Source organism: Modicisalibacter radicis, from assembly GCF_900961225.1.
Lineage (GTDB): Bacteria > Pseudomonadota > Gammaproteobacteria > Pseudomonadales > Halomonadaceae > Modicisalibacter.
Genome location: NZ_CAAHFN010000065.1, coordinates 43,173 through 66,350, shown reverse-complemented (window position 1 = coordinate 66,350; position 23,178 = coordinate 43,173). Strand labels below are relative to the sequence as shown.

Here is a 23,178-nt window from a genome sequence, read left to right as displayed (position 1 = left end):
CGGGCATCTCGCTTGCCGGCCTGCCCCCGCGATGATACCGTTTGCCTCCGCACAGGGTTCCGGTCTGGACTAGGTGAAAGACTTCCATGTTTAAACGTTTGAGGGGGCTGTTCTCCAGCGATCTGTCGATCGACTTGGGTACCGCCAACACACTGATTTATGTACGCGGTCGCGGTATCGTCCTGGACGAGCCCTCGGTAGTCGCGATCCGCCAGTCGGGCAACATGCGCTCTGTTGCGGCCGTCGGTGTCGACGCCAAGCGCATGCTCGGCCGCACACCGGGCAACATTACCGCGATCCGGCCGATGAAGGATGGCGTGATCGCCGACTTCACCGTCACCGAGCAGATGCTCCAGCACTTCATCCGCAAGGTTCACCAGAGCACCTTCCTGACCCCGAGCCCGCGCGTGCTGGTCTGCGTGCCGTGCATGTCGACCCAGGTCGAGCGACGCGCCATCAAGGAGTCCGCCGAAGGGGCGGGCGCCCGCGAGGTGTTCCTGATCGAGGAGCCCATGGCGGCGGCGATCGGCGCCGGCCTGCCGGTCGAGGAAGCCCAGGGCTCGATGGTCGTCGACGTGGGTGGCGGCACCTCCGAAATCGCCATCATCTCGCTCAACGGCGTGGTCTACTCCGAGTCGATCCGCGTCGGCGGCGATCGTTTCGACGAGGCAATCACCGCCTATGTGCGTCGCCATTACGGCAGCCTGATCGGTGAGGCCACGGCGGAACGCATCAAGGAGGAGATCGGCTGCGCCTACCCGGGCGGCGAGCTGCGCGAGATCGATGTGCGTGGTCGCAACCTGGCCGAAGGCATACCGCGAAGCTTCACGCTCAATTCCCACGAGATCCTCGACGCCCTGCAGGATCCGCTGGCGTCGATCGTCGCCGCGGTCAAGAGCGCGCTGGAGCAGTCGCCGCCTGAGCTGGCCTCCGATATCGCCGAGCGCGGCCTGGTGCTGACCGGTGGTGGCGCGCTGCTGCGTGACATGGACAAGCTGATCGCCGAGGAGACCGGTCTGCCGGTGATCGTTGCCGAGGATCCGCTGACTTGTGTGGCGCGCGGTGGCGGCAAGGCCCTCGAAATGATCGACCAGCACACCTTCGAACTGCTCTCCAGCGATTGACGAGCGGCGGCATATCGCGTCGCCGTAGGTTGTTGCGGATGGGCCGCCTTTGCCGAACGCGGCCCGCTTTCGTGGTTAGCTCGCAGGGAGTCGATCTATCAAACCGCTGTTCTCGCAGGGGCCCGCCCCCGGCTATCGCATGCTGCTGTGCGCCTTCATCGCCTTCGCGTTGATGTTCGCCGAGCATCGCCTGCCGCGGTTCGCGGAACTGCGCGCGGAGTTGTCGACCCTGGTCACCCCGGTGCAGTGGCTGGTCAGCCTGCCCAGCGACGCGCTCTCCTGGGGGGCGCTGGTCATCACCGACCAGAGCGAGTTGATCGATGAAAACCGCCGCCTGCGCGAACAGCTGCTGACGTTGTCCCATCGCGTCCAGCGCATGGCCAGCCTGACCGCCGAGAACGTGCGGCTGCGCGAACTGCTGCACGCCGCGCAACGTCGCCAGGTGCCGTATATCGGTGCCGAACTGCTGTCGCTGGACTCCGACCCCTTTACCCACCAGATGGTCATCGATCGTGGTCGCAGCAGTGGCGTGCGGGTCGGCTTGCCGGTCATGGACGCCTCGGGGCTCATCGGCCAGGTGATCTCGGCATCCGCCTACACCAGCCGCATCCTGATGGTCGCCGACGCCAGCCATGCGGTGCCGGTGCAGAGCAACCGCAACGGGCTGCGTTTCATCGTCCAGGGGACCGGCAGCTACGACAGCCTGGATGTGCTGCACGTCCCCGATACGGCCGATATCCGGGTCGGCGACCTGCTGGTGACGTCCGGTCTGGGCGGACGGTTTCCCGAGGGCTTTCCGGTGGCCCGTGTCAGCGAGGTGGTCCACGATCCCGGCGAGCCGTTCGCCCAGGTCAGCGCCGAGCCGATCGCCCAGCCCGAGCGTTCACGGCATTTCCTGGTGCTGTTTCCGCCGCCGCGTCCGACGCTGATCAGCGACGCAGCGATCGGCGCCGCCGTCGAGGCCGCCGGCGGCCAGGTGTCGCCTGTCGCGGAGGAGCGGCCATGAGCGTTTCCCTGCGCGGCCTGGCGGCCACCTGGATCAGCCTGTTGCTGGCCCTGTGCCTGCAGGTCATGCCGCTGCCGGATGTCTGGCTTGTCTGGCGCCCCGATTGGCTGGGGTTGACCCTGATCTACTGGTGCGTCGTCGCACCGCAGCGGGTCGGCGTCTTCCACGGTTTCATCCTCGGCCTGCTGCTGGATCTGATCGAGGGCGCGCCGCTCGGCCAGAACGCGCTGGTGATGGCGCTGGTCGCCTTCCTGGCCCTGCTGGTCTATCAGCGCATGCGTGCCTATGCGCTGGTCCAGCAGGCAGTGCTGGTGTTCGTGCTGCTGGGCATCGCACAGTTGCTCGAGCAGTGGCTGCGGACCATCTTCGGACCTTTCGCGATCAATCTCGCCTTTCTGCTGCCGGCGTTGATCGGCGCCGTGCTGTGGCCCTGGTTCTATACCCTGTTGCAGATGCTGCGACGACGCCTGGGCGTGAGCTGACTGCCCCGCACCCGGCGAGCGTTGCCCGCCAAGGAGACGACGATGACGCTTTCCGATCCCGCGTTGCGCCTGGCGTCGGCTTCGCCGCGCCGTCGCGAACTGCTGGCGAGTATCGGCATCGCCACCGAGGTGGTTCCCGTCGATATCGACGAGACGCCCCACGCCGGCGAGAGCGCGGTCGATTATGTGTCGCGGCTGGCCCGCGACAAGGCATTGACGGGGGCGGCCGGTTGCGCGCTGCCTACGCTCGGCTCGGACACCGCGGTGGTGCTGGACGGCGCCATTCTCGGCAAGCCGCGCGATCGCGGTCATGCCTGCGAGATGCTCGGCACGCTGTCGGGGCGCTGGCATGCGGTAATGACCGCGGTGGCGGTGACCGGCCCCCAGGGGCTATTGCAAGCCTGCGTGACCACGCGGGTGGCGATGCGCTCGATCGACGCGGCCGAGATCGCCGCCTACTGGGCGACCGGCGAGCCCGTCGACAAGGCCGGCGGTTATGCCATCCAGGGGCGTGCCGCGATGTTCGTCGAGCGCATCGAGGGCAGTCATTCGGCGGTGGTCGGTCTGCCGCTGTACGAGACCGCGCAGTTGTTGCAGCGTCAGGGCCTCGCGCTGTGGGCTGACGGTGCCGACGCTGTGTCATAATCGAGCCATGACCTCAGTACAAGGATTCCCGCATGAGCGGTGAGGTACTCATCAACCTGACCCCGATGGAGACCCGCGTCGCCGTGGTCGAGAACGGCGTGCTGCAGGAGGCCTTCATCGAGCGCAGCCGGCGTCGCGGTATCGTCGGCAACATCTACAAGGGCAAGGTCGTGCGTGTGCTGCCCGGCATGCAGGCGGCATTCATCGATATCGGTCTCGAGCGCGCCGCGTTCATTCATGCCAACGAGGTGCTGCCGCCCAACACGCCGAGCGATGAACAGGTGTCGATCAGCCAGTTGCTGCAACAGGGCCAGTCGCTGGTGGTGCAGGCCACCAAGGACCCGATCGCCTCCAAGGGGGCGCGCCTGACGACGCACCTGTCGGTACCCTCGCGCTATCTGGTCTACATGCCCGACTCGCCGCACACCGGCGTCTCCCAGCGCATCGAGGACGACGCCGAGCGCGAGCGGTTGAGGACGCTGGTCGAAGGGTGCCTGGCCGATCAGGAGCAGACCGTCGCTGGCGGCTTCATCATTCGCACCGCGGCCGAAGGCGTGGGCGCCGAGGAACTGATCACCGACATGCAGTTTCTGCTGCGGCTGTGGCGCAAGGTCGACGAGCGCAAGCTGACCGCGGCCACGCCGAGCCGCATCTACGACGATCTGCCGCTGTTCATCCGCACGTTGCGCGACGTGATGCGCGACGACATCGAGAAGGTGCGTATCGACTCGCGCGAGAACTACCAGCGACTGATCGAGTTCGCCGAGGAGTTCATGCCCAACGTGGTCGAGCGGGTCGAGTACTACCCGGGGGAGCGGCCGATCTTCGATTTGTTCAGCGTCGAGGACGAGATCCACAAGGCGCTGGGCCGCAAGGTGCAGCTCAAGTCGGGCGGTTATCTGGTGATCGATCCCACCGAGGCGATGACCACCATCGACGTCAATACCGGCGGCTATGTCGGGCACCGCAACCTCGAGGAGACGATCTTCAAGACCAACCTCGAGGCGGCGACCGCCATCGCCCGGCAACTGCGCCTGCGCAACCTCGGCGGGATCATCATCATCGACTTCATCGACATGGAGGATACCGAGCATCAGCGCCAGGTCCTGCGCGTGCTGGAGAAGTCGCTGGAGCGCGATCACGCCAAGAACAAGCTGACCGGCGTCACCGAGCTGGGACTGGTGCAACTGACCCGCAAGCGGACCCGCGAAAGCCTGGAGCAGACGTTGTGCGAACCGTGCCCGACCTGCCAGGGGCGGGGCACGCTGAAGACGCCGGAAACCGTCTGCTACGAGATCTTCCGCGAGATCCTGCGCGAGGAGCGGGCCTACAGTCCGGACACCTACATGGTGCTCGCCTCGCAGGAGGTGGTCGATCGCCTGCTCGACGAGGAGTCGGCGGCGGTCGCCGATCTGGAGATATTCATCGGCAAGACGATCCGCTTCCAGGTCGAGGGTCATTACTCCCAGGAGCAGTACGACATCGTGCTGATGTGAGCCCATGAGTCCGATTCGTCTGACGCTGCGATGGGGCCTGACGCTGACGGCCGTTGCGCTGGTCCTGCTGGCGTTGCTGCTCGGCGGCATGCGCCTGGCGCTGGAACAGCTGGACACGGTGCGCGACCGGGTCGGCGCCGAGCTTTCCCGGCAGTTCAATGCGACCCTGGCGATGGATGTGTTCGAAGGTCGGCTGCAATGGTTCGACCCGGCGCTGCGGATCGACGATCTGCGGTTGATGGCCCAGGCGGAGAGCGACCCTTTTCCGTTGCTCGAGATCGAGCACGCCGACGTGCGTCTCGACACCAGCGCCTCGCTGCGTGCCTGGCAGCCGGTGATCGGCGACGCACGCATCAGCCGGGCTACGCTGCATCTCTACCAGGATAGCGAAGGCCGCTGGCAATGGCCGGGGCCGGCCGAAGTCCCGCCTTACGTGATACCCGAAGGTGACATGAACCTGTCGCGGCTCGATTACTGGGTCGGGCTGTTGCTGCGCCAGCGGGTGTTGGTGAGCGACCTGCGCCTGGTGCTGCACGGTCTCGATGACACCCTGACGCTGCGGGCACCTCAATTGCTGATTGCCGGCGGCACGGGGCGTGCCCATCTCGAAGGCCAGCTGTTCGTTGACGGCCAGTCTCGGCAGTCGCTTTCCGCCGTGCTCGAGGTGCTGCCCGGAACCCGTGGGCTGAGCGATTTCAGTGCTGCGCTGCAGGCGCGCATGGATATGGGCAGTCTGACGCGGCTGGGGCGGCTGCTCACGCGCCGTCAGCCATTGAGCCTCGATCAGCTGAGCGGCGAGGCCAGGCTATGGGCGCGTTGGCGAGACGGTCGGGTCGAGGACGCGCGGCTGGCCCTGTCGGTGCCCGAACTGGACGTCGCCGGCAGCGACGGGAGTCTCGAGCTGCGCGATATCAAGGCCCGTGCGCAGTGGTTGCGTGGCAGTGACGATGACTGGAATGCCTGGGTCGACGCGTTGTCGGTGAACGATGCCCGGGGTGGCGATTCGCCGCTTCCCGAGCATCTGCAACTGGCCGGCGAGGGCGGTGACTGGTGGCTGCGCAGCTCGCCGTTCTCGGTGGACGCGCTGATGGAATGGCGCCGACGTCTGCCGTTGCCCGAACGCTGGCAATCGCTGCTCGATGCGATCAGGCCCGGCGGCCGTGTCGAGGGCCTGCAGGTGGGGCAAGACCAGGGCCAGTGGCAGGTGCGCGCCGCCTTGCAGGAGATGGCCGCCCGGCCCTGGCAGGACGCGCCCGGTGGTGGCCCCTTCGATGCCTGGGTCGAGACCGAGGGCCGTACCGGGCACGTCGAGTTCGCCGCCCGGCAGGGTGTCGATCTGCGCTTTCCCGAGCTGTTTCCCGAACCCTTGTCGCTCGACCATGCCAGTGGTCGCGTCAACTGGTCGTTGGCCGGCGAGCGGCCGCGCGTCGAGGGCGAGGATCTGTCGGCTGGCTGGCGGGGCGCCTCGGTCGACGGCGACTTTCAGTTGACGGTGCCGGGGGAGCCGGCACGCCGGCGGCCCGGGCAGTTCACGCTGAACCTCGCCATGCGCGATGTCGATGCGACGCAAACCCCGCTGGGCGAGTGGTTGCCGCTCGAGGTGTTCGACAGCGATCTGCGCGAATGGCTGACTTCCGGCATCACAGGTCATGTCCCGCGCGGCTCGCTGCACTTCAGCCAAACCCTCGATGGCGAGGAGGCCGCCTCCACGGGGGATGACGCCGATGAGCTCGGCAAGAGCGCCGAGCTGCGCCTGGCCCTCGACGTCGAACGGGGCCACCTGCCCTATGATCCCGAGTGGCCGGCTCTCGACGAACTCAGCGGCCACCTCTCGCTGCATGACCAGACGCTCGAGGCCACGGTGGATCATGCCGAGATGCTGGGCCTGGTCAGCGAAGGCGCCAGGGTGTCGCTGGCCGACGAGCGGCTGACGGTCGAAGGACCGGTCGGCGGCCCCGTTCAGAGCCTGTTCGACTTCCTGGCCGCCGCGCCGATCGAGGGCATGGACGGCTTCGGCGACTGGCAGGGCGAGGGGCGGGTCGACGGTCGGTTGCGCCTCGGCGTGGCCATGGATACTCCGGACTCGGTGGAGGCGCCCGTCGACGTCGATCTGCAGGCCAACGTCGATGCCCCCTCGGTACGTCTGCCCCAGGCCGATCTCGAACTGGGCAACGTCAATGGTGCGCTGCACTATAAACACCTCGGCGAGCGCGACAGCGATACCCTGACCGGCCAGCTCGGCGCACGGGTCTTCGAAGGACCGCTGCTCGCCGACTTCGATGTCGGCGGGCAGGGCGTGACCCTGGAGGGGCGGGCATTGGCCAGCGGGCTGCTTGACTGGGGCGGCCTCGACGGCCTCGACGGCATGCTCAGCGGGTATTTTCCCTACACGGCCGCGCTCGATCTCGACGCCGACAAGCCGAGCCTGAGCCTCGATAGCGATCTCCAGGGGCTGGCCATCGACCTGCCGGCGCCGTTCGGCAAGACGCGGGATGCCCGGGTTCCGCTTCACCTGACGGCCTCGATTCCCGATCGCGTGGTCAATCTCGACCTGGCCGACCGCTTGCGCCTGCGTTGGCGCTCGCTGGGCCCGGACAACGGCCAGGGCCAGGTATGGCTGGAGAACTGGCCGGCCAATCCCGAGTGGCCGGGTGGCGGCGGCTGGGAGATCGCCTGGAGCACGCCGCGCCTGCTGCTGGCTCGCTGGCAGCAGGCGCTGGCCGGGGTGTCATTGCCCTCCGCGCCAGCGGCGGACGACGGCGCGGCCGGCGATGGCTCGGCACTGACCCGGTTGCGCCGCCTGAGCCTGCGCACCGACTGCCTGCATTATGAGCAGCGCTGTCTCGGCGACCTGCAGGCCTCGGCCAGTCCGCTGGACGGAGATGGCTGGTCGCTTGCGCTGGCGGGGTCGCTGACCCAGGGGCGCGCCGCGTATCGCCCGGCGCAGGCCGCGCCGCTGGATATCTCCCTTTCGCGCTTGAACCTCGACCCGCTGCTGGCCGGGGTCGGCGAACAGGGCGAAGCGTCGTCACCGAGCCTGCAGAGCGAGATCGTCACCGCGCCGCCCGAGCCCGCACCGCTGCCCGACTGGCTGGCCCGGGTACCGGCAGGCCGACTGAGTATCGCCACGCTGTCGCGTAGCGGGCGTCAGTTTGGTCCCTTCGAGGCGCATTGGCGCGAATCCCCCGACCGCCTGCGGCTCGAGCCGGTGTCGCTGAAACTGGGCGAGATAACCGCGCAGGGCGAGCTGGTCTGGGAGGCCTCGGGCGAGCAGGCGAGCCTGACCCGATCGCGACTGTCGATCAGCGGCGGCGACCTGGGCACGGCCCTGGCGGCACTCGACCAGCCGGTGGCCGTCAGCTCGGCGAGCACCGATGTACAGACACAGCTGGCCTGGCCGGGGGCGCCCTGGCAATTCGCCCTGGCGCGTTCGCGGGGCAGCATCGAGGCGAATCTCGGCGACGGTCGCTTCCGTACCCTCGAGTCGCCCTCGGCGCGACTGGTCGGGCTGCTCAACGTCGATAACCTGCTGCGCCGGCTGCGCCTGGATTTCTCCGATGTCACCGGCGAGGGCACCGCATTCGACAGTGTCAGTGGCGATGCCACACTGTATGGTGGACGTCTGGAAACCCGCGGTCCGGTTGAAATCGATGGTACCTCCACCCAATTCACTCTGGATGGCAGCGTCGATCTGATGGCACGCCAACTGGACCTGACCCTCGGGGTTACCGTGCCGGTCAGCCAGAACCTGCCCCTGGCCGCCGTGATCGCCGGCGCCCCCTATGTGGGCGGCGCACTCTTCCTGGCGGACAAGGTCTTCGGTGGCTGGCTCGACAAGGTCACGAGAATTTACTATCGCGTGCAGGGGCCCTGGACCTCGCCGCGAATCACCGTGGAAGATGCCGAATGACGCAACTCTCCCATTCGCCTCTCGATGAGGCCATGACCACTCTGCTCGCTCCCGGCGGCCTGGATGCCGCGGCGCTCGAGCCCGGCCTGGAGCACGCGCTGGGGCCGGGCATCGATTATGCCGACCTGTACTTCCAGCGCAGTTGGCAGGAGAACTGGGTGCTCGAGGATGGCGAGGTCAAGGACGCCAGCTTCAATATCGATGGCGGTGTCGGGGTGCGCGCGCTGGCCGGGGAAAAGACCGGCTTCGCCTACTCCAACCAGATTACCGCCGATGCTCTGGCCGAGGCGGGCCGCACCGCGTCGGGAATCGCGCGTGGCGGTTCGCGGCTGTCGCGGGTGCCGGTGCACGGCGCCTCGGCGACGCAGCGCTATGCCGGCGTCGATCCGCTGTCGGGGCTGTCCGCGGAGGACAAGATCGCCATGCTCAAGCAGGCCGATCGCATCGCCCGTGCCGCCGATCCCAGCGTCACCCAGGTGAGTGCCTCGTTGAGCGGTGTCCATGAGGTGGTGCTGGTACGCGCCAGCGACGGCACCCTGGCCGCGGACATTCGGCCGCTGGTGCGCTTCAACGTCAGTGTCATCGCCATGCGCGATGGCCGTCGCGAACGCGGCAGCGCCGGCGGTGGTGGACGTTACGCAATGTCGCGGCTGCGTGACGAGAACGTCGCCGAACGCTACGCCAGGGAGGCCGTGCGTCAGGCGCTGGTCAACCTCGAGGCGGTCGATGCCCCGGCCGGGCAGATGCCGGTGGTGCTGGGCGCCGGCTGGCCGGGCATCCTGCTTCACGAGGCGGTGGGTCACGGCCTGGAGGGCGATTTCAATCGCAAGGGCAGCTCGGCGTTCGCCGGACGCATCGGCCAGCGGGTCGCCGCCAGGGGGGTGACCGTGGTCGACGACGCCACCCTGACGGATCGGCGCGGCTCGATGTCGATCGACGACGAGGGCACGCCCGGCGCCTATACGCCGCTGATCGAGGACGGCATCCTCACCGGCTACATGCAGGACAAGCTCAATGCGCGGCTGATGGGCATGAGCCCGACCGGCAACGCGCGGCGCGAATCCTACGCGCACATGCCGATGCCGCGGATGTCCAACACCTACATGCTGGCCGGCCAGGACGACCCCGAGGATATCGTCAGGAGCGTCAAGCGCGGCATCTACGCGGTCAGCTTCAGCGGTGGGCAGGTCGATATCACCTCCGGGAAATTCGTGTTCGCGGCCAGCGAGGCCTATCTGATCGAGGATGGACGCATCACCGCGCCGGTCAAGGGCGCGACCCTGATCGGCAACGGCCCCGAGGCGATGGGGCGGGTGTCGATGATCGGCAACGACATGCAGCTGGACAGCGGCATCGGCGTCTGCGGCAAGGAGGGCCAGGGCGTGCCGGTGGGCGTCGGCCAGCCGACGCTGAAGCTCGACGAGCTGACCGTCGGCGGAACGCAATCCTGAGAGTCATGAGCTGTAAGCCATAAGCGGTAAGTAAAAAACCGTTACCAGGCTCTGGCATTTCCTGTGACGGCTTACGGCTCGAGGGCGGCGGTGTCGCGGATCAACTGGAACAGCTTGCGGGCGTTGGTCGGTGGCTTGCCACGCTGGCGCTCGCTTTGGGCATTGCGGATCAACTGGCGAAGTGCCTGGCGGTCGACATGCGGGTATTCGGCGATGAAGGCTTCAAGCGCCTCGCCGTCGCCGTCGACTAGCCGGTCGCGCCACTGTTCGAGGCGATGGAAGGCATGGTCGCGGCGCAACCTTTCCTGCTCGAACTCGTCGAACACGGCCTGGATGGCCTCGATGTCCTCGCGGCGCATGACCTTGCCGACGTATTGCATGTGCCGGCGGCGGCCTTCGTGGGAACGGATGCGCGACGTTTCCTCGACCGCCGCCAGCATGTCCTCGGACAGCGGCAGTCGGTCGCGTTGCGAGGCGGGCAGGGCGATGATCTTTTCGCCCAGCGCCTGCAACGCCAGCATTTCGCGTTTGAGTTGGGATTTGCTCGGCCGTTCGGGGGAATCGGCGGGTGACTCGAATGACATGCCATTTCCATCAGCATTGGGAGGTTGGCGCAGTATACCAGCCAGCCTCGGTACAAGGAGACCAACATGACACAGGCTTTCGATGCGACCGCGCAGCAGGCGCTGCTGGAATCGCGTGCGGCGGCCGCGCTCGAGCAGGCGCGCAAGGCAGGCGCCGATGCCTGCGAGGTGGGCGCCAGCGTCGACCAGGGCGTCAATGTCAGCGTGCGCCTGGGGGAAGTCGAGACGGTGGAGCTGGCGCGGGACCAGGGCATCGCGCTCACGGTCTATCTGGGCGGGCGCAAGGGCAGCGCCTCGTCGTCGGACGCCAGCGAGGCGTCGATTCGCGCGCTGGTGGACAAGGCCATGACCATTGCCCGCCAGACCGGCGAGGATCCGGCTGCCGGGCTGGCCGACAGGGCCTTGATGGCGACCGACTTGCCCGATCTCGAGGTTCATCACCCGTGGCGGCTGTCGACCGACGAGGCGATCGAGATGGCGCTGGCTTGCGAACAGGCCGGGCGCGGCGTGGCGGGGATCAGCAACTCCGAAGGCGCCGAACTGTCGAGCGGCGAGGGCGTGCGGGTCTATGCCAACAGCCATGGTTTCCTGGGCAGCCAGCGCGGCAGCCGGCACTCGTTGTCGTGCATGCTGATCGCCCAGGACGAGCAGGGCATGCAGCGCGATTACGATTATTCCAGCGAGCGGGATCCGGCCAGGCTGGCTTCGCCCGAGGCGATCGGCCGGCGCGCCGCCGAGCGGACCCTGCGTCGCCTCGGCGCGCGCCGTCCGGCCACCGGGCGCATGCCGGTGATGTTCGCCCCGGAGCTCGCCAGCGGGCTGATCGGGCACTTCCTCGGCGCCATCGCGGGCGGCGCGCTCTACCGCGATGCCTCGTTCCTCTGCGACAGCCTCGGGGAAGCGCTGTTTCCCGACTGGCTGTCGATTCAGGAGAAGCCGCGTGAAATCGGCGGCATGGCGAGCGCGCCGTTCGACGGCGATGGCGTCTACACCCGCGATAACGTCTACGTCGAGCGCGGCCGTATCGCCAGCTACATGCTGTCGGCCTACAGTGCGCGGCGCCTCGGCATGACGACCACCGGTAACGCCGGGGGCGCGCGCAACGTGCGGCTGGATGCGCCGCTGGAGACGCCCGAGGCGCTACTGGCGCGCATGGGCAGCGGTGTGGTGGTCACCGAGCTGATGGGACAGGGGGTCAACAGCGTGACCGGCGATTATTCGCGCGGTGCGGCCGGCTTCTGGGTCGAGAACGGCCAGCTGCAGTATCCGATCGAGGAGTTCACCATCGCCGGCGACCTGCGTGGCATGTTCGCCAATCTGCTCGGGGTGGGCGACGATGTCGATACCCGCGGCAGCATACACACCGGCAGCTGGCTGATCGACGACATGGTGGTCGCCGGAAGCTAGCAGGGTGCGGGTTGCGAGCGAATACACTGAAGCCCGTAGCCCGTAGCCCGTAGCCCGTAGCCCGTAGCCCGTAGCTCACAGATAGAACAGCGTCGCCAGACCGAGGAAGGCCATGAAGCCGATCACGTCGGTGACGGTGGTCAGGATCACGTTGCCGGAGAGCGCCGGATCGATGTTGAGCTTCTTGAGCACGACGGGCAGCAGGGTGCCGCAGAGCGCGGCGACCAGCAGGTTGATGACGATCGCCGCGGCGATGATGGCTCCCAGCGTCAGGTCGTCGAACCAGACCACGGCGATGACCGCGATGACCAGTGCCCAGAGCAGACCGTTGAGGACACTGACGATCAGCTCGCGATTGAGCAGCCAGCGGACGTTGCTGCCCGAGACATGGCCGAGGGCGATGCCGCGAATCAGCACCGTCAAGGTCTGGGAGCCGGCTATGCCGCCCATGCTGGCGACGATCGGCATGAGCACCGCGAGCGCGGTGACGCGCTGGATGGTGTCCTCGAACAGGCCGATCACCGAGGCCGCCATGAAGGCGGTGATCAGATTGATCCCCAGCCACACCGCCCGCCGGCGGCTGGTCCGCCAGGCCGGCGCGAAGGTATCCTCGTCCTCGTCGAGGCCGGCCATGCTCATCACCTGGTGTTCGGCGTTCTCGCGGATCACGTCGACCACGTCGTCGATGGTGATCCGGCCCAGCAGGTGGCCGTCGGTGCCCACCACCGGCGCTGAAACCAGGTCGAACTTCTCGAACAGCTTGGCGACGTCGCTTTCGCCGGTCATCGCCGCGATGCTGACCATGTCGGTGTCCATCACTTCGCGAACCAGCATCGACGGGTCGGAAACCAGCAGGCGGTGGATCGGCAGGCTGCCGATCAGCTTGTCGCTGCGGGTCACCACCAGCAGCGTATCGGTGGTGTCCGGCAGACGCTCGTGGCGGCGCAGGTAGCGCAGCACCACGTCGAGGGTGATGTCGGGACGGATCGTCACCGCGTCGGTGTTCATCAGACCGCCGGCGGTGTCCTCGGGGTAGGCGAGAACGGTCTCCAGACGCTGGCGCTCCTGAGCCTCCATCGAGGCCAGCACTTCCAGGGTGACGGTATTGGGCAGGCGCTGCAGCAGATCGGCCAGATCATCGATGTCGAGTCTTTCGGTGGCCGAGACCAGCTGCTGGGTATCCATGCGGTTGAGGAACACCGTCTGGATGTCGTCGTTGAGATACTGCAGGACATCGCCCTGAAGCTCGGGGTCGACCAGTTCCCAGAGAACGTCGCGTTCGCGGGGCGGGGTCGATTCGAGCAGGTGGGCGACGTCGACCGGCGCCAGGCCGCGGTTGAGCATGCGCCGAGCCTGATCCAGCGCACCACTCTCCAGGGCTTCGTTGAGCCGATCGAGGCGCGGCTGTAGTCGCTGTGAATTCTGGCTCATGGCTGTCGGCGTCCTTGATCGTCCCGCACGCGGTGGGGGCATTCTAGCATCGTGGCGGGGCTCGAACGGCAGCGAGCCGTCGCGCGCTGCGCGCCTGCCGAGGGGCTTAGGGATCTTCTTCGAAACGCGCTTCGAACAGCACCTCGAGGGCATCGAGTACTTGCGTGGCCTGGGGGCCGTCTGCCGCGATGAGCAGTCGGCTGCCGCAGGGCGCGGCGAGCATCAGCAGCGACATGATATTGGCGGCGTCGCCGCTGCGCCCTTGATGGTGAACGGTGACGCTGGCGTCGTAACCCTGGCAGCACTGGACCAGCTTGGTCGCGGCACGGGCATGCAGACCGCGCTTGTTGGTCAGCGTCAGTTCACGCTGTGGCATCGGCGGCCCCCACGGCGGCGTGGATGCCCAGTTCCCGGTGGCGGATACGCACGCGGTAGCGTCCGGTGAAATGCCGCGCCAGGCGTTCGGTCAGGTAGACCGAGCGATGCTGGCCGCCGGTGCAGCCGATCGCCACCGTCAGGTAGCTGCGGTTGCTGGCGCGGTAGGCGGGCAACCAGCGCTCGAGCCAGTCACGAATGTCGTCGGCCATGGCGCCGACGTCGGGATAGTCTTCGAGAAAGCTCACGATCTCGGCATCCCGCCCATCGTATTGGCGCAGCCGCGGATCCCAATAGGGGTTGGGCAGGCAGCGGGCGTCGAAGACGGTATCGGCGTCGAGCGGTACCCCGCGCTTGAAGCCGAAGGATTCGAAGGTCAGCGTGAGTTGGGCACTGGTATGGTGGGCGACCTGGTCGGCGATGCGCCCGCGCAGGTCGTGGACCGAGAGCTGCGAGGTATCCATGACCAGATCTGCCAGGTCGCGAATACCCGCCAGCGCGGTCTCCTCGGACTCGATCGCCTCGGCCAGGGTCATCTGGCTGTTGCGGGTCAGCGGGTGACGGCGGCGGGTCGCCGAGTAGCGCTCGAGCAGGATCTTGTCCTCGGCGGTCAGGTAGACCACCTGACAATCGATGCCACGTCTGCGAACGGCCTCGAGCTGCGTGGGGAAGCGCTCGAGGGCCGTGGGCAGGTTGCGCGCATCGATGCTGACCGCGACGCTGGCGCGCTTGCCGTCGGCCTGCTGGAGTTCGTCGATCAGCGCGTCGAGGAGCATCGCCGGCAGGTTGTCGATGGCATAGAAGCCCAGGTCCTCGAGCGCCTGGAGTGCGATCGACTTGCCGGAGCCGGAGCGGCCACTGATGATCACGAGTTGCATGGGGCGGCTCCCTTGTCACGGTGAGTCACGAGTCGGTTGGCCGACGCTGGGCACGAGTCCCAGCCCTGAGGGTGCGTCGGGGACTATCCTGCAGCTGCCTGATGACGACTCGTAGATGCTACTTGGCTTGCCGGGGCGAGGCGTCGGCGCCGTCATCGAGTGCGTGAATGGCCTGGATGAGCGCTTCGTGCAATTCGCGTTGGCTGGCGCTGTGGCGCAGTCGATTACGGGTCTCGGCGTCGTTCATGATGCCGGCGACCTGGGCGAGCAGCGCCAGGTGGGTATCGTCGGCTTCCTCGGGTACCAGCAGCACGAACACCAGATCGACCGGTTCGCCATCGACCGCGTCGAAGTCGATCGGCTCCTGCAGCTTGAGAAAACCGGCTACCGGCGCCTTGCAATGGGGGTTGCGGGCATGGGGAATGGCCACGCCGTTGCCGATGCCGGTGCTCCCCAGGCGCTCGCGTCCGATCAGTCGGCTGAATACCTCCTGACTATCCAGACTGGGCGTATTCTGGGCGATGAAGGTGCTGAAGAACTCGAGCACACGCTTCTTGCTCCCCCCGGGCACGGCAAACAGGGTGCGTTCGGGGGGTAGTATGGCTTCCAGTGTCATGATCGGGAGCTAGCGGGCACCGGCGCCTTGCGCGCGAGCCTGAGCCTTTTCCTTGTGTTTGACGAGTTGGCGGTCGAGCTTGTCGGCCAGGGCATCGATGGCGGCGTACATGTCGCCATTCTCGGCTTCGGCATGCAAGTCAGCACCCGCTGCGTGAAGCGTACAGGCCGCCTGCTGGCGTTCCTTCTCGACCGAAAGCGTTACCTGCACGGTGGTGATATTGTCGTAGTGACGTTCCAGCCGCATCAACTTCTCGTTGACATAGTCACGCAATGCATCCGTCAGTTCGACGTGATGGCCGGTGATGTTTGCTTGCATGGCGCGTTCCTTCTCGACGAATGGTGGCTCGATTGTAACCCTTTTTGCAGCTTAGCAAACCCCTCGCCGGACGACGCGGGCAAGCATGACTTTTGGTTGGCGGAAAGGGGGCAGGACGGTGTCCAGGGTGGTGAGGCGTGGCACATTCCGTGTGCCGGAGAGTGCCTCAGGCGAGACGCTTGCGTTCGCTGGAGGAGGGGATGCCCAGCGCCTCGCGATACTTGGCGACGGTGCGCCGCGCCACCGCGATGCCGTCGGCGGCGAGCAGGTCGACCAGTTTGCTGTCGGAAAGCGGCTTGCGCGGCGGTTCGTCGCCGATCAGCTTCTTCAGGCGGGCGCGAATCGCGGTGCTGGAGTGTGCATCGCCTTCGCCGCCCCCGACATGGCTCGAGAAGAAATACTTGAGTTCGAAGACCCCGCGTGGCGTATGGATGAACTTCTGGGTGGTGACCCGCGAGATGGTCGACTCGTGCATCTCCACGGTCTGGGCGATGTCGGCGAGTACCAGCGGTTTCATGGCCTCTTCGCCGTGTTCGAGGAAGTCGAACTGGCGGATCATGATCTCGCGACCGACCTTGAGCAGGGTATCGTTGCGACTCGACAGACTCTTGATCAGCCAGCGTGCCTCCTGAAGATGCTGCTTCATGAAGGTATTGTCGTCACTCTTGTCGGCGCGTTTTATCAAGGCGGCATAATCGGGCTGGATGCGCAGCCGCGGCAAGGCCTCGGGGTTGAGCTCGATACGCCAGCCGTCGCGGCTCTGGCGGGCCACCAGGTCGGGAATTACGTAATCGCTGCCGCTGGCGGCGAAGGCCTGGCCGGGGCGCGGATCGAGGGCGCGGATCAGGGCGATCAGTGCATCGAGCTGTGTGTCGTCGAGGCGCAGCCGTCGTTTGAGCAGCTTGCGGTCGTCATTGGCCAGCGCTTCGAGAAACTGACGTACCAGGCGCTTGGCCTGGGGCAGCAACGGCGTATCGTCGGCCAGCGTGCCCAGCTGCAGCAGCAGGCATTCGCGCAGGTCGCGGGCGAACACGCCGGTGGGGTCGAACTGCTGAAGCCGGTACAGGACCTGCTCGACCTCGGCGACCTTGAGTCCGGCGAGCGCCTGACCGCGCAGGCCTTCGGTCAGTTCGTCGAGTCGACCCTCGAGGTAGCCGTCGGCGTTGATGGAATCGATCAGGCACTCGGCGATCAGGTGATCGCGGCTGTCGAATCCGGCCATTTCGAGCTGCCACTGGAGATGATCCTGCAGGCTCTGCTCGACGGCATTGCGATCGAAGTCGGGACCGTCGTCACTGCGCCCGGCGCTGGGGGCCAGGTCCTGGTAGGTATCCGACCACTCGCTGTCCAGCGCGAGCTCCTCGGGAATGTCGCTGGCCCAGTCGTCGTCGGGTGTCTCGGCGACCTCGGTTTCCCCATAATCGTCTTCCATCTCCAGCATGGGGTTGGATTCCAGCGCCTGCTGTATCTCCTGGCGCAGGTCCAGCGTCGAGAGCTGCAGTAACTGGATGGCCTGCTGCAACTGAGGCGTCATGGTCAGCTGGGTGCCGACCCGAAGCTGCAGCGTGGGTTTCATAGCCATGACAACGTGACTTCACTGACGGGATTTGCTGACACGTTATCCTGCCCGATCGGGGCTTGCAAGTGCAAAAGCAATAACCGTGCCACCATGCGAGCCAGCCCCGCTTGGCGACGCCTTGCGTGGAAGTGCGAGGCTTGACAGTCATCGTTTCGTGAGTTTTTGAGGCGCTCAGAGGCGGAATTCGTTGCCCAGGTAGACCTCGCGGACCTTTTTGCTGGCGAGGATCGCTTCGGCACTGCCTTCGGCGATGATCTGGCCGTCGCCGACGATGTAGGCGTTGTCGCAGATGTCCAGCGTCTCGCGCACGTTGTGGTCGGTGATCAGCACGCCGATGCCGCGATCGCGCAGTTGGCGGATGATCGCCTTGATTTCGCCGACCGAGATCGGGTCGACGCCGGCGAAGGGCTCGTCGAGGAGGATGAACGCCGGCTCGGTGGCCAGCGAACGGGCGATCTCGACCCGGCGGCGCTCGCCCCCGGACAGGCTCATGCCCATGTTGTCGCGGATATGGGCGATATGGAATTCGTCGAGCAGTCGCTCGAGCTGGCGCCTGCGTCCCGGCTTGTCCAGGTCGCGCCGCGTCTCGAGGATCGCCATGATGTTGTCGGCGACCGACAGCTTGCGAAAGATCGAGGCCTCCTGGGGCAGGTAGCCGATACCGGCGCGGGCGCGATGGTGCATTGCCGCCCGGCTGAGGTCCTGGTCGTCGATCATGACCTCGCCGGCATCGGCGCGTACCAGGCCGACGATCATGTAGAAGGAGGTCGTCTTGCCGGCCCCGTTGGGGCCGAGCAGGCCGACGATGCTGCCCTGGCCGATCGACAGGCTGATGTCCTGGACCACGCGGCGATTCTTGTAACTCTTGGCCAGGTGTCTGGCGGACAGGGTCTTCATCGCGCGGCAAGCTCCTCGGCTGAGGGGGTCATTGTTCGGACGACTTCGGCGTCAGGCTCATGCGCACGCGCTCGTTCTGCGACCCCTGGGCCTGGGAGCGCGCCTGAACCTGGCGGTTGTCGAGGAAATACTCGACGTAGGCGCCGTTGAAGGTGTCGCTGGCCTGGTGCAGCTCGGCCTGGCCGACGAGTTCGACGCGCCGCTCGCCGGCGTGATAGATGATCGTCTCGCCCCACCCCTTGACCAGCGGGTCGTCGGGCGCCGGGCGCTGCTCGAGATAGGCGCGCTCGGCGTCGCCGGTGGCGGTCACCCGGGTCACTTCGCCCTGGTCGTTGCGCTCGATCTCGACGCGCTGGGCGGTGAGCTTCATGCTGCCCTGCTGCATGTCGACATCGCCGGTGTAGACGGCGGTGCCGGCCCGATCGTCGAGGTCCAGACGGTCGGCGGCAATGTTGATCGGCTGGTTGGCATCGCTGTCCAGCGCCAGGGCCGGCGCGGCGAGCAGCGCCGCGCCGGACAGGCTTAGGGCGGCGAGAAGGGTGCGCATCATGATCCTGATTCCTCGTCGATCGGCGGGTGGTGGCCGCGTACGTTGCCGTTGAGCTGCATTTGCCCGCTGTCCAGCCAGGCGTCGAAGCGATCGCCGCGCACGCGTTGCTGGAACTTGCGCAGCACGGCCTCGCTTTCGCTCCAGGCATGGCCGGTGTCGGCATCGTAGACCAGCACCTCGCTGTTGATTTGCCATCCCTGTTCGGGCGCCTCGAGCTGGGCGTCGCCGCTCAGCGTGAGTGGATTGGCGTTGGCCCCCAGCCTACCCGTGTCGGCGTTGGCGAACCAGACCCGGCCGTGGTCGTCGACGAGCCGGGCGTCGGGTGTCTCGAGGTGTGTCACGTCATCCTCGGGGGTATGGGTCAGGCGCGGTGTCTCGAGTCGCTGGTGGGCCGTGCCGGCCGCATCGAAGCGGGTCAGCCTGGCATCCTCCAGGTAGTAGTCGGGTTCGCCATTGCTGGACGTGGGCGCGGGACCGGGCAGTGGGTCGTCGCGCTGCTCGATCAGCGCCAGCAGTCCGCCCAGCGCGAGCAGGATGAGCGCCAGCCACCATTTATACGAGAGCCGCGAGAGACGCTGGAGCATCTTTCAGTTCCGCCCGTGGAGATGGGTGTCGAGTAGCGCCGTCCAGTGGCCCTGCATCTGCAGCAGGCCGTCGCAGATGTCGCGTACGGCGCCATGACCGCCGGGGCGTCGGGTGACCCAGTCGGCCTGTTCACGAATATAGTCCGGTGCATTGGGTACGCTGATGCCGAGCCCCGCGCAACGGATGGGGGCCAGGTCGGGCAGGTCGTCGCCGCAATAGGCGACCTGCTCGAACTCGAGGCCCAGGGTGTCGAGCAACCGGCGTAGCAGGGCCAGCTTGTCGTCGCGCCCCTGGAAGACGTGCTCGATACCCAGGGACGCGGCGCGGCGTGCCACCATCGGCGACTCGCGGCCGGTGATGATCGCCACTTCGGTCCCGGCCTGGCGCAGCAGCTTGATGCCCTGGCCGTCCTGGGTACTGAAGGCCTTCGTTTCCTGGCCGTCGGCCTGAAAATAAAGCTGGCCGTCGGTCATCACGCCATCGACGTCGAGGACCAGCAGCCTGACGCGACGGGCGCGCTCGATCAGCTCGGGAGGGTAGGGCATTGCTGTCTCCTCAGATCACGCCGCTGACCAGCAGGTCGTGCATGTGAATGGCGCCGATCGGATGATCGTCGTCGTCGACCACGGCCAGCGCGGTGATCCGGTTGTCTTCCATGAGCCTGACGGCCTCGGCCGCCAGGATGTCGGCGCGGATCCGCTTGCCGCCGCGGGTCATCACGTCGTCGACCCGCAGCGCGCGCAGGTCGCCATGCTGGTCGAGTGTGCGGCGCAGGTCGCCGTCGGTGTAGACGCCGGCCAATCGGCCCTGATCGTCGACCACGCAAGTGAACCCCAGCCCCTTGTGGGTGATCTCGAGCAGCGCGTCGCGCAGGGGGCTGCCGGAGGCGACGCGGGGCAGCCGATCGCCGCTGTGCATCAGGTCCTCGACCTTGAGCAGCAACCGTCTCCCCAGGCTGCCGCCGGGGTGTGACAGGGCGAAGTCCTCGGCGGTGAAGCCGCGCGCTTCGAGCAGCGCCACCGCCAGCGCGTCGCCCAGCGCCAGCGCGGCGGTGGTCGAGGCGGTCGGTGCCAGGTCGAGCGGACAGGCCTCGCGTTCGACGCCGGCATCGAGATGGGCCTCGGCGTGGCGGGCCATGGCCGAAGCGGGGCGCCCGGTCATGCTGACCAGCGGCGTGCCCATGCGTTTGAGCAGTGGCAGCAGGTCGGTTATTTCCCGGGTCTCGCCGGAGTTCGACAGCGCAAGGACCACATCCCGGGCGGTGATCATGCCCATGTCGCCGTGGCTTGCTTCGCCGGGGTGCACGAAGAAGGCCGGCGTGCCGGTGCTCGCCAGGGTCGCGGCGATCTTGCGGGCGATATGCCCGGACTTGCCCATGCCGGTGACCACCACGCGTCCCTGGCAGGCGAGGATCAGCCGGCAGGCGCGGTCGAAGTCGTCGGACAGCTTGCCGCTCAGCGCGGCGATGGCCTGCTGTTCCAGCTCCAGGGTGCGCCGGGCGCTGGTGCGGAAGGCGAAATCGGTATCGATGGTCATGGCGATGATTGTTGCCCCGGGGGCGAAAGGACTCAAGAGCTGCCTAGGTGCAAGCCGGTCTGTCGCGGCTGCGTCGGGCGCTCATTAAACGCACAGTGGCGATGGCATGCAAGGGCGTCAGCGGGTCGGGCTGGTCGTGGTACGATGGGTTAGGATACGATGTTCGATAATTTTTCACCAATGAGTCGTCCGAATGAACGAATCGCTGCTCGTCGAGGTGGAGGGATTGCGCTTTTCCCGCGGCGAGAAGGAAATCTTTCGCGGTATCGACCTGCAGATCCCGCGTGGCAAGATCACCGCGATCATGGGCCCCAGCGGCACCGGCAAGACGACGCTGCTCAAGTTGATGGGGGGGCAGTTGCGTCCGGATGCGGGGCGGGTCAGGATTGCCGGCCAGGACGTGCATCGCCTGCCGCGCCGGGCGTTGTTTCGCCTGCGTCGGCGCATGGGCATGCTGTTCCAGAGCGGGGCGCTGTTTTCCGATCTCAGCGTGTTCGAGAACGTGGCGTTTCCGCTGCGCGTGCATACCGACCTGTCCGAGGCGATGGTTCGCGATATCGTCCTGATGAAGCTCGAGGCGGTGGGCTTGCGGGGCGCCCGGGGGTTGATGCCGTCGGAGCTGTCGGGCGGCATGCTGCGGCGAGTGGCGCTGGCCAGGGCGATTGCCCTGGACCCGGAACTGATCCTCTACGACGAGCCGTTCGTCGGCCAGGATCCCATCTCGATGGGTGTGCTGGTGCAGCTGGTCAAGAAGGTCAACCAGGCGCTGGGGCTGACCGCCGTGGTGGTCTCCCACGATGTCAAGGAAACCCTGACGATCGCCGATTACGTCTACGTGATCTCCGATGGTCAAGTGATGGCGCATGGCACGCCGGCGTCGCTGGATGACACCGGCGACGCCCGGGTGCGCCAGTTCATTCATGGCGAGCCCGACGGGCCGGTACCGTTCCATTACCCGGCGCCGGATTACGTCACCGACATCATGACCGCGAGGGTCCGCCAGTGAGTGACCGTCACGAGAGTCATCGCCAGGGATTGCCTGGCGCGTCCTTCCCCCGGGCCGTTTTCCGCAGGATCCGGGCGCTGGGCCGGGGTACGCTCGATATGGTCGATGCGCTGGGCCGGGCCGGGATGATCCTGGTGCTGTCGAGCATGGCCCTGCCGTCCCGGGAGGGGTGGCGACTGTGGTTGCGCCAGATGCATTTCGTCGGCGTGATGTCGCTGGCCATCGTGCTGGTCTCGGGTGTCTTCATCGGCATGGTGCTGGGACTGCAGGGCTACACCATCCTGGTCGATTTCGGCGCCGAGGACGCGCTCGGGCAGATGGTCGCGTTGTCGCTGTTGCGGGAGCTGGCGCCGGTGGTCACGGCGCTGCTGTTCGCCGGGCGCGCCGGCTCGGCGCTGACCGCGGAGATCGGCCTGATGAAGGCCACCGAGCAGCTCTCGAGCATGGAGATGATCGGCGTCGATCCGCTGCGTCGGATCGTCGCTCCGCGTCTGTGGGCGGGCTTCGTTTCGCTGCCGTTGCTGACCGTCGGCTTCAGCGTGGTGGGCATCTGGGGTGGATACCTGATCGGCGTGCAGTGGCTGGGGGTTTTCGAGGGTTCCTACTGGAGCAACATGCAGGACAGCGTCAGTTTCTTCGCGGATATCGGCAACGGCATGGTCAAGAGCGTGGTGTTCGCCCTGGTGGTGACCTGGATCGCGGTCTTTCAGGGCTATGACCTGGTGCCGACCTCGGAAGGCATTTCGCGCGCCACCACGCGAACGGTGGTTTATTCCTCGCTGGCGGTGCTGGGGCTGGACTTCGTGCTCACCGCGACGATGTTTGGAGAACTCGGATGAGACGCAGCAAGATGATGGAGTTCGGAGTCGGCCTGTTCATGCTGGCCGGCGTGATTGGGGTGATCTTCCTGGGGCTGCGAGTCAGCGGCCTGGGTACGGGCGTGGCGGGGGATACCCTGACGCTGCATGCCAATTTCGCCAACATCGGCGGCTTGAAGGTGCGCTCCAAGGTGACGCTGGCCGGTGTCGAGGTGGGGCAGGTCACGGCGATAGAACTGGACCCCGAATGGTTCGACGCGCGCGTCACCTTCAAGGTCGACGACAAGCTCGAGGGCGCGCTGCCGCGCGATTCGACGGCGGCGATACTCACCGCCGGGCTGCTGGGCGAACAGTATATCGGCCTGTCACTGGGCGGCGATCCGCAGACCCTCGAGGATGGCGACACGATTCGCGATACTCAGCAGGCACTGGTGCTGGAAGAGCTGATTCAGCAATTCGTGTCGAACATGGTGAAGGAATGACC

23 protein-coding genes are annotated in these 23,178 nt (G+C 66.7%); 11 read left to right on the top strand and 12 right to left on the bottom strand.

All coding sequences use genetic code 11. The annotated features are described in order from the left end of the window. The first annotated feature begins 86 nt into the window (after window positions 1-86). The 7 genes from HR9077_RS10890 (at window position 87) to tldD (ending at window position 10,114) form a co-directional block, all read left to right on the top strand. On the top strand, window positions 87-1,124 hold the full coding sequence (locus HR9077_RS10890) for a rod shape-determining protein (protein WP_031383110.1): 1,038 nt from the start codon (window positions 87-89) through the stop codon (window positions 1,122-1,124). Window positions 1,125-1,221: 97 nt separating this feature from the next. Next, window positions 1,222-2,130: a rod shape-determining protein MreC gene (gene mreC / locus HR9077_RS10885; protein ID WP_280178435.1), complete on the top strand. Its 909-nt coding sequence runs from the start codon at window positions 1,222-1,224 to the stop codon at window positions 2,128-2,130. Next, window positions 2,127-2,612, top strand: coding sequence for a rod shape-determining protein MreD (gene mreD, locus HR9077_RS10880; protein ID WP_136067024.1), 486 nt, complete (start codon window positions 2,127-2,129; stop codon window positions 2,610-2,612). Before mreC ends, mreD begins: the two co-directional genes overlap by 4 nt. A gap of 42 nt (window positions 2,613-2,654) precedes the next feature. Continuing rightward, window positions 2,655-3,257 (top strand): Maf family protein, encoded by a 603-nt coding sequence (locus HR9077_RS10875; RefSeq protein WP_136067023.1) that lies wholly within the window; start codon window positions 2,655-2,657, stop codon window positions 3,255-3,257. Between the two features lie 32 nt (window positions 3,258-3,289). Next, window positions 3,290-4,753: a ribonuclease G gene (rng, locus tag HR9077_RS10870; RefSeq protein WP_136067022.1), complete on the top strand. Its 1,464-nt coding sequence runs from the start codon at window positions 3,290-3,292 to the stop codon at window positions 4,751-4,753. A 4-nt stretch (window positions 4,754-4,757) separates the two neighbouring features. Further along, window positions 4,758-8,663 (top strand): YhdP family phospholipid transporter, encoded by a 3,906-nt coding sequence (locus tag HR9077_RS10865; RefSeq protein WP_136067021.1) that lies wholly within the window; start codon window positions 4,758-4,760, stop codon window positions 8,661-8,663. Next, window positions 8,660-10,114: a metalloprotease TldD gene (gene tldD, locus HR9077_RS10860; RefSeq protein WP_136067020.1), complete on the top strand. Its 1,455-nt coding sequence runs from the start codon at window positions 8,660-8,662 to the stop codon at window positions 10,112-10,114. The genes HR9077_RS10865 and tldD overlap by 4 nt, the downstream gene beginning before the upstream one ends. Window positions 10,115-10,185: 71 nt before the next feature. Here tldD and yjgA read toward each other — a convergent pair whose 3' ends face one another. Beyond that, window positions 10,186-10,698, bottom strand: coding sequence for a ribosome biogenesis factor YjgA (yjgA, locus tag HR9077_RS10855; RefSeq protein ID WP_136067019.1), 513 nt, complete (start codon window positions 10,696-10,698; stop codon window positions 10,186-10,188). Window positions 10,699-10,764: 66 nt separating this feature from the next. Here yjgA and pmbA point away from each other — a divergent pair, with 66 nt between their 5' ends. Then, a complete protein-coding gene (gene pmbA, locus HR9077_RS10850) occupies window positions 10,765-12,105 on the top strand; it encodes a metalloprotease PmbA (RefSeq protein ID WP_136067018.1) in 1,341 nt (446 codons plus the stop codon). Between the two features lie 75 nt (window positions 12,106-12,180). On the opposite strand, the gene mgtE is transcribed toward pmbA, so the two are convergent. The 11 genes from mgtE to HR9077_RS10795 all read right to left on the bottom strand — a co-directional run bounded on the left by mgtE (window position 12,181) and on the right by HR9077_RS10795 (window position 20,870). Then, a complete protein-coding gene (gene mgtE / locus HR9077_RS10845) occupies window positions 12,181-13,536 on the bottom strand; it encodes a magnesium transporter (RefSeq protein WP_136067017.1) in 1,356 nt (451 codons plus the stop codon). A gap of 106 nt (window positions 13,537-13,642) precedes the next feature. Continuing rightward, the gene (locus tag HR9077_RS10840; protein WP_136067016.1) at window positions 13,643-13,912 is read right to left on the bottom strand and encodes an HPr family phosphocarrier protein; all 270 of its coding nucleotides are present in this window, start codon (window positions 13,910-13,912) and stop codon (window positions 13,643-13,645) included. Then, window positions 13,899-14,789, bottom strand: coding sequence for an RNase adapter RapZ (gene rapZ / locus HR9077_RS10835; protein WP_136067015.1), 891 nt, complete (start codon window positions 14,787-14,789; stop codon window positions 13,899-13,901). Before rapZ ends, HR9077_RS10840 begins: the two co-directional genes overlap by 14 nt. A 118-nt stretch (window positions 14,790-14,907) precedes the next feature. Then, window positions 14,908-15,405 carry a PTS IIA-like nitrogen regulatory protein PtsN gene (ptsN, locus tag HR9077_RS10830; protein ID WP_136067014.1) on the bottom strand — a complete coding sequence of 166 codons (498 nt, stop codon included), beginning with the start codon at window positions 15,403-15,405 and terminating at the stop codon, window positions 14,908-14,910. A 9-nt stretch (window positions 15,406-15,414) separates the two neighbouring features. Then, complete coding sequence (gene hpf, locus HR9077_RS10825) at window positions 15,415-15,723, bottom strand: ribosome hibernation-promoting factor, HPF/YfiA family (RefSeq protein ID WP_136067013.1); 309 nt, start codon at window positions 15,721-15,723, stop codon at window positions 15,415-15,417. Between the two features lie 166 nt (window positions 15,724-15,889). After that, the gene (locus tag HR9077_RS10820) at window positions 15,890-17,305 is read right to left on the bottom strand and encodes an RNA polymerase factor sigma-54 (protein WP_136067012.1); all 1,416 of its coding nucleotides are present in this window, start codon (window positions 17,303-17,305) and stop codon (window positions 15,890-15,892) included. Window positions 17,306-17,473: 168 nt separating this feature from the next. Then, window positions 17,474-18,199: an LPS export ABC transporter ATP-binding protein gene (gene lptB, locus HR9077_RS10815; RefSeq protein ID WP_136067011.1), complete on the bottom strand. Its 726-nt coding sequence runs from the start codon at window positions 18,197-18,199 to the stop codon at window positions 17,474-17,476. A gap of 28 nt (window positions 18,200-18,227) precedes the next feature. Beyond that, window positions 18,228-18,749 carry a lipopolysaccharide transport periplasmic protein LptA gene (gene lptA, locus HR9077_RS10810; RefSeq protein ID WP_136067010.1) on the bottom strand — a complete coding sequence of 174 codons (522 nt, stop codon included), beginning with the start codon at window positions 18,747-18,749 and terminating at the stop codon, window positions 18,228-18,230. Then, the gene (lptC, locus tag HR9077_RS10805; RefSeq protein ID WP_136067009.1) at window positions 18,746-19,333 is read right to left on the bottom strand and encodes an LPS export ABC transporter periplasmic protein LptC; all 588 of its coding nucleotides are present in this window, start codon (window positions 19,331-19,333) and stop codon (window positions 18,746-18,748) included. The genes lptA and lptC overlap by 4 nt, the downstream gene beginning before the upstream one ends. A 3-nt stretch (window positions 19,334-19,336) precedes the next feature. Beyond that, complete coding sequence (locus HR9077_RS10800; RefSeq protein ID WP_136067008.1) at window positions 19,337-19,879, bottom strand: KdsC family phosphatase; 543 nt, start codon at window positions 19,877-19,879, stop codon at window positions 19,337-19,339. A 10-nt stretch (window positions 19,880-19,889) separates the two neighbouring features. Next, window positions 19,890-20,870: a KpsF/GutQ family sugar-phosphate isomerase gene (locus tag HR9077_RS10795; RefSeq protein ID WP_136067007.1), complete on the bottom strand. Its 981-nt coding sequence runs from the start codon at window positions 20,868-20,870 to the stop codon at window positions 19,890-19,892. Window positions 20,871-21,063: 193 nt separating this feature from the next. Here HR9077_RS10795 and HR9077_RS10790 point away from each other — a divergent pair, with 193 nt between their 5' ends. The 3 genes from HR9077_RS10790 (at window position 21,064) to mlaD (ending at window position 23,176) form a co-directional block, all read left to right on the top strand. Continuing rightward, the gene (locus HR9077_RS10790; protein ID WP_136067006.1) at window positions 21,064-21,876 is read left to right on the top strand and encodes an ABC transporter ATP-binding protein; all 813 of its coding nucleotides are present in this window, start codon (window positions 21,064-21,066) and stop codon (window positions 21,874-21,876) included. Between the two features lie 68 nt (window positions 21,877-21,944). Next, window positions 21,945-22,715: a lipid asymmetry maintenance ABC transporter permease subunit MlaE gene (gene mlaE / locus HR9077_RS10785; RefSeq protein WP_280178434.1), complete on the top strand. Its 771-nt coding sequence runs from the start codon at window positions 21,945-21,947 to the stop codon at window positions 22,713-22,715. Then, window positions 22,712-23,176: an outer membrane lipid asymmetry maintenance protein MlaD gene (gene mlaD, locus HR9077_RS10780; RefSeq protein ID WP_136067005.1), complete on the top strand. Its 465-nt coding sequence runs from the start codon at window positions 22,712-22,714 to the stop codon at window positions 23,174-23,176. Before mlaE ends, mlaD begins: the two co-directional genes overlap by 4 nt. Window positions 23,177-23,178: the final 2 nt, after the last annotated feature.